Genomic DNA, 4,318 nt, shown 5'->3' with positions numbered 1-4,318 from the left:
GGTGGCGGGTACGTCCGGGGCGGGGCGGCGGGTAGGCCCGGAGTGGGGTGGCCCGGGGCGAGGATCGGGACCGGAGTGGGGGCGGGACCGGAGTGGGGGCTCGGGGAGGCGGGATCGGGCGTCGCTGCTGTGGGCGGCCCCCTCCCCCGGTGACCCCGGCTGCCCCGGCCGTCCGGCGGGGAGCGTCTACGCTCGTCCCCATGGCCCCGCGTACCACCCGACCTGTCGGCACCCCCACCCGCGGGACCACCAACCCGAACCGGCTGCGCCGCATGGACCGCTGGATCGCGGCCGTCCACGGGTCCGCCCTGCGCCGCGCGGACGCCCCGCCGGTCGCCGTGGACCTCGGGTACGGGGCGGCGCCCTGGACTGCCGTCGAGTTGCTGGACCGGCTGCGGCGGGACGCGGACCCACGCGCGCGCGTGGTCGGCGTCGAGATCGACCCCGCGCGCGTGGCGGCGGCGCTGCCCTACGTGCGCGACGGCCTGTCCTTCGCGCACGGCGGCTTCGAGGTGCCGGTCGACGGGCCGGTGTCGCTGATCCGGGCGGCGAACGTGCTGCGCCAGTACGACGAGGACCAGGTCCGTGCGGTGTGGGAGCGCCTGTGCGGACGGCTCGCGGGGCCGGACGGGCTGCTGGTGGAGGGCACGTGCGACGAGGTGGGGCGCCGGCACGTGTGGGTGGCGCTCGGACCGGAGGGGCCCCGCACGGTGACGTTCGCCACCCGGCTCGGCTCGCTGGATCGGCCGTCGGACCTGGCGGAGCGGCTGCCCAAGGCGCTGATCCACCGGAACGTGCCGGGTGAGGCCGTGCACGACTTCCTGCGGGACTTCGACCGGGCGTGGGCGGCCGCCGCCCCGTACGCCTCGCTGGGCGCCCGGCAGCGCTGGATCGTGACGGCGTCGGCGCTGTCCGCCCGGTGGCCGCTGTCGGACGGTCCTGGGCGGTGGCGGCAGGGCGAGTTGACGGTGCGTTGGGACGCGCTGGCGCCACGCGGCTGGCGGGGCGCGGGGGCGTAGGCGGGCGTGCGGGCGCGGCCGTGTGGGCGCGCGCCCGCCGTGGGCGCGGAAGTGTAGGGCCTCGGACGTGTCGGCGGCGGGCGACCTGTGGACAACCCGCCCTGGTGGCGCCACCTGTGGGCAGCCTGTGGACAGTGGGTCCGGCGCCGCTCCTCGACCCTGTTACTTTCGCGTTCTACATGGCACGATCGCCGGGGCACCGAAAGTTACTGACGGTAAATCAGATGGGGTGCGGTGCCGCCTGGTCGGTCGACGTCCGGAGGGGGAGAGCTTGTGAACCGACGCCGCTGCGTCTCTGTCGCGATCACCGTGGTGTGCGCCCTGACCGTGCTGGCGGAGCCCGCTCACGCCGCGCCCGCGCCCGCGCCGACACCGTCGCCGGGCGCCGGCGCCCAGGTGGCGCCGAAGAAGAGCCTGGAGCAGGTCCGCGCCGAGATCGACGCCCTGTACCGGCAGGCCGCCTCCGCGACGGACGCGTACAACCTCGCCGAGGAGCAGGCGAAGAAGCAGTCCGCGGAGATCGTGCGGCTGTCGAAGGCGATCGTGGACGGCCAGGAGCGGATCGACGACCTGAAGAGACGGGCGGGGGCCGCGGCACGCGCCCAGTACCGCAACGGCGGCATCCCCGAGGAGGCGAAGCTCGTCCTCACCGACGACCCGCGCCTCTTCCTGGAGAGCACCAACCGCGTCGTGCAGGGCCAGAAGGCCACCCGGGACCTGCTGACCGAGCTCCAGAAGCGCCAGGACGACCTGGAGACGTACACCAGGGACGCCAGCGCCGAGTACGGCCGGCTGGAGGCGAACCGCGCCAAGCAGGCCCGGACGAAGAAGCTCATACAGGACAAGATCGCCGCGGCGGAACGGCTGGAGTCGCGGCTGGAGGCCGCCGAGCGGGAGCGGCTGCGCGAACTGGAGCGCCAGGCGCAGAACGACGCGCAGACCAGGTGGCTGGCCACCGGCGCGCTCCAGGAGATCGACCGCGGCGCGACCGCCGAGGGCAGGAAGGCCATCGCGTACGCGACCGCGCAGATCGGCAAGCCGTACGTGTGGGGCGCCGAAGGCCCGGACTCGTTCGACTGCTCGGGGCTCACCCTGCGGGCGTGGGGCGCGGCGGGGCGCGGCATACCGCGCACGTCGCAGGAGCAGTGGCGGCTCCTGCCGCGGGTCGCGGTGCGGGACCTGCGCCCCGGTGACCTGATCATCTACTTCGCGGACGCCAGCCACGTGGGGATCTACGTCGGCGACGGCAAGATGGTGCACGCCCCCCGACCTGGGCGGGACATCACGGTCGCCGGCGCCGGCTCGATGCCGATCCTGGGCGTGGTCCGACCGGACAAGTAGGGGCGTTCGGGACACGGCGGCGCCGCTCGCGGACTTGGGGGCGAGTCCGGCGCGGGAGCCCGCCGCCCGCGTGATGTTTCTCATGAGGAGGGCGCCGACTACCTCCCCAGGCGAGGCATATGCCGGCGACTCTTCGCCGATCGCCATTCCGTTCGGGCGCCGGGTGCCGCTATGGTCCCCGTCGGCGGGGCGTCGTCCGGCGCTCACCCGCACCCTCGGGGGGAGGGAAGGAAACCGAACCGATGCCCGTACCCGCGCCCGTGCCCGCACAGCGCCAGAGGGTGAACCCGCTCGACCTGTCGAACGGCGACCTGACCCTGCTGGTGATCGAGGACGACCCCGCGGGCCGGTTCACCGTCCCCGAACTGGTCGACGCCGGCGGCGGACGGGTCCGCATACGCACGGCCCGGAACCTCACCGAGGCCGAGCGGCTCCTCACCGACGACGTGCACTGCGTCCTGGTCGACCTGGACCTGCCCACCGACGCCCGCCGCGGTGACGACCCACTGGCCACCCTGCGCCACGTCCTCCAGGTGGCCCCGCGCCACGCGGTGCTCGCCCTGGCCACGTCGGACCGCGCCGAGCTGGCGTCCGAGGCGGTACGGGCGGGGGCGCAGGACCGGCTGTTCCGCGAGGAACTGGACGGGCCACTGCTGAGCCGGGCCATCCGGTACGCGGTGGAGCGCAAGCGGGCCGACTCGGTGCAGGTGAAACTGGCGGAATCCCGGCTGCGGGCCCAGGAGAACGCCCGCCTGGAGCGCGGCCTGCTCCCGACGCCCCTGCTCCAGGGCTCCGACCTGCGGTTCGCCGCCCGCTACCGGCCGGGCCGCTCCCGGGCCCTGCTCGGCGGCGACTTCTACGACACGGTGCGCACCCCGGACGGCACCGTGCACGCGATGATCGGCGACGTCTGCGGGCACGGCCCGGACGAGGCGGCGCTCGGCGTGGAACTGCGCATAGCGTGGCGGGCCCTGACGTTCGCGGGGCTCTGCGGTGACGAACTGCTGTCGACGCTCCAGCAGGTGCTGGAGCACGAACGGGAGAGCGAGGAGATCTTCGCGACGCTGTGCACGGTGGACATCGCCCCCGACGGGCGGCGCGCGGGCCTGTGCCTCGCCGGCCACCCGGCACCCCTGCTGGCGCGCACCGGCCAGGACGCCCGGCTGCTGCCGTACGAGGACGGCGGCCCGGCGCTGGGCCTCCTGTCGAAGGCGCGGTGGCCGCGGCGGCAGGTGGAGTTGGGCGGGGCGTGGAGCCTGATGATGTACACGGACGGGCTGATAGAGGGCCGCTCGGCGGGTCCGGGCTCACCCCGGCTGGGCCAGGACGGCATGGTCGACATGGTGAACCAGCAGCTGGCACGCGGCCTGGGCGGCGAGGAACTCCTGGAGGCCGCCGTCGCGGAGGTACGCGAACTGAACGGCGGCGAACTGACCGACGACGTGGCAGTCCTCCTCCTGGACCGCCCCGGGCGCTGACCCCGCCTGGATGCTGTCCCGCCCCGGGCGCTGACCCGACCCGGGCGCTGGCCCGGCCTGGGTGCTGGCCCGCCCCGGGTGCTGGCCCGCCCCGGGCGCTGGCCCGCCCCGGGCGCTGGCCCGGCCTGGGTGCTGTCCCGGCCTGGGTGCTGTCCCGGCCTGGGTGCTGTCCCGACCTGGGTGCTGTCCCGACCCGGGCGCTGGCCCGGCCTGGGCGCTGGCCCGGCCTGGGCTGCGGCGGCTGTCACGGGCGGTGTCGGCAGCGGGCGGAGCCGCTCCGGTGGGCGGGGTCCGGTTCAGTGGGCGAGAGCCGGACCGGTGGGCGGGGTCCGGTTCAGTGGGCGAGAGCCGGACCGGTGGGCGGGGTCCGGTTCAGTGGGCGAGAGCCGGACCGGTGGGCGGGGTCCGGTTCAGTGGGCGAGAGCCGGACCGGTGGGCGGGGTCCGGTTCAGTGGGCGAGAGCCGGACCGGTGGGCGGGG

The 4,318-nt window shown here is 75.4% G+C and carries 3 protein-coding genes; all 3 read left to right on the top strand.

Going from position 1 to position 4,318, the window contains the following annotated elements:
- Positions 1 to 200: 200 nt before the first annotated feature.
- The 3 genes from LPA54_RS32420 to LPA54_RS32410 all read left to right on the top strand — a co-directional run bounded on the left by LPA54_RS32420 (position 201) and on the right by LPA54_RS32410 (position 3,838).
- On the top strand, positions 201 to 1,019 hold the full coding sequence (locus tag LPA54_RS32420; RefSeq protein WP_228984363.1) for a class I SAM-dependent methyltransferase: 819 nt from the start codon (positions 201 to 203) through the stop codon (positions 1,017 to 1,019).
- A gap of 273 nt (positions 1,020 to 1,292) precedes the next feature.
- Entirely contained in the window at positions 1,293 to 2,360 is a 1,068-nt protein-coding gene (locus LPA54_RS32415; protein WP_228984362.1) for a C40 family peptidase, read from the top strand.
- Positions 2,361 to 2,602: 242 nt separating this feature from the next.
- Complete coding sequence (locus LPA54_RS32410; protein ID WP_228984361.1) at positions 2,603 to 3,838, top strand: PP2C family protein-serine/threonine phosphatase; 1,236 nt, start codon at positions 2,603 to 2,605, stop codon at positions 3,836 to 3,838.
- Positions 3,839 to 4,318: the final 480 nt, after the last annotated feature.

It is taken from the genome of Streptomyces sp. DH12, assembly GCF_020873895.1.
Classification (GTDB): domain Bacteria; phylum Actinomycetota; class Actinomycetes; order Streptomycetales; family Streptomycetaceae; genus Streptomyces.
Note: the sequence above shows the minus strand (reverse complement) of the source record. Positions and strands in the feature narration are given on the sequence as shown.

Excerpts from the sequence above, each read along its gene's own strand:
- LPA54_RS32410 (WP_228984361.1), top strand. The coding sequence starts at position 2,603 with ATGCCCGTACCCGCGCCCGTGCCCGCACAGCGCCAGAGGGTGAACCCG.
- LPA54_RS32420 (WP_228984363.1), top strand. The coding sequence starts at position 201 with ATGGCCCCGCGTACCACCCGACCTGTCGGCACCCCCACCCGCGGGACC.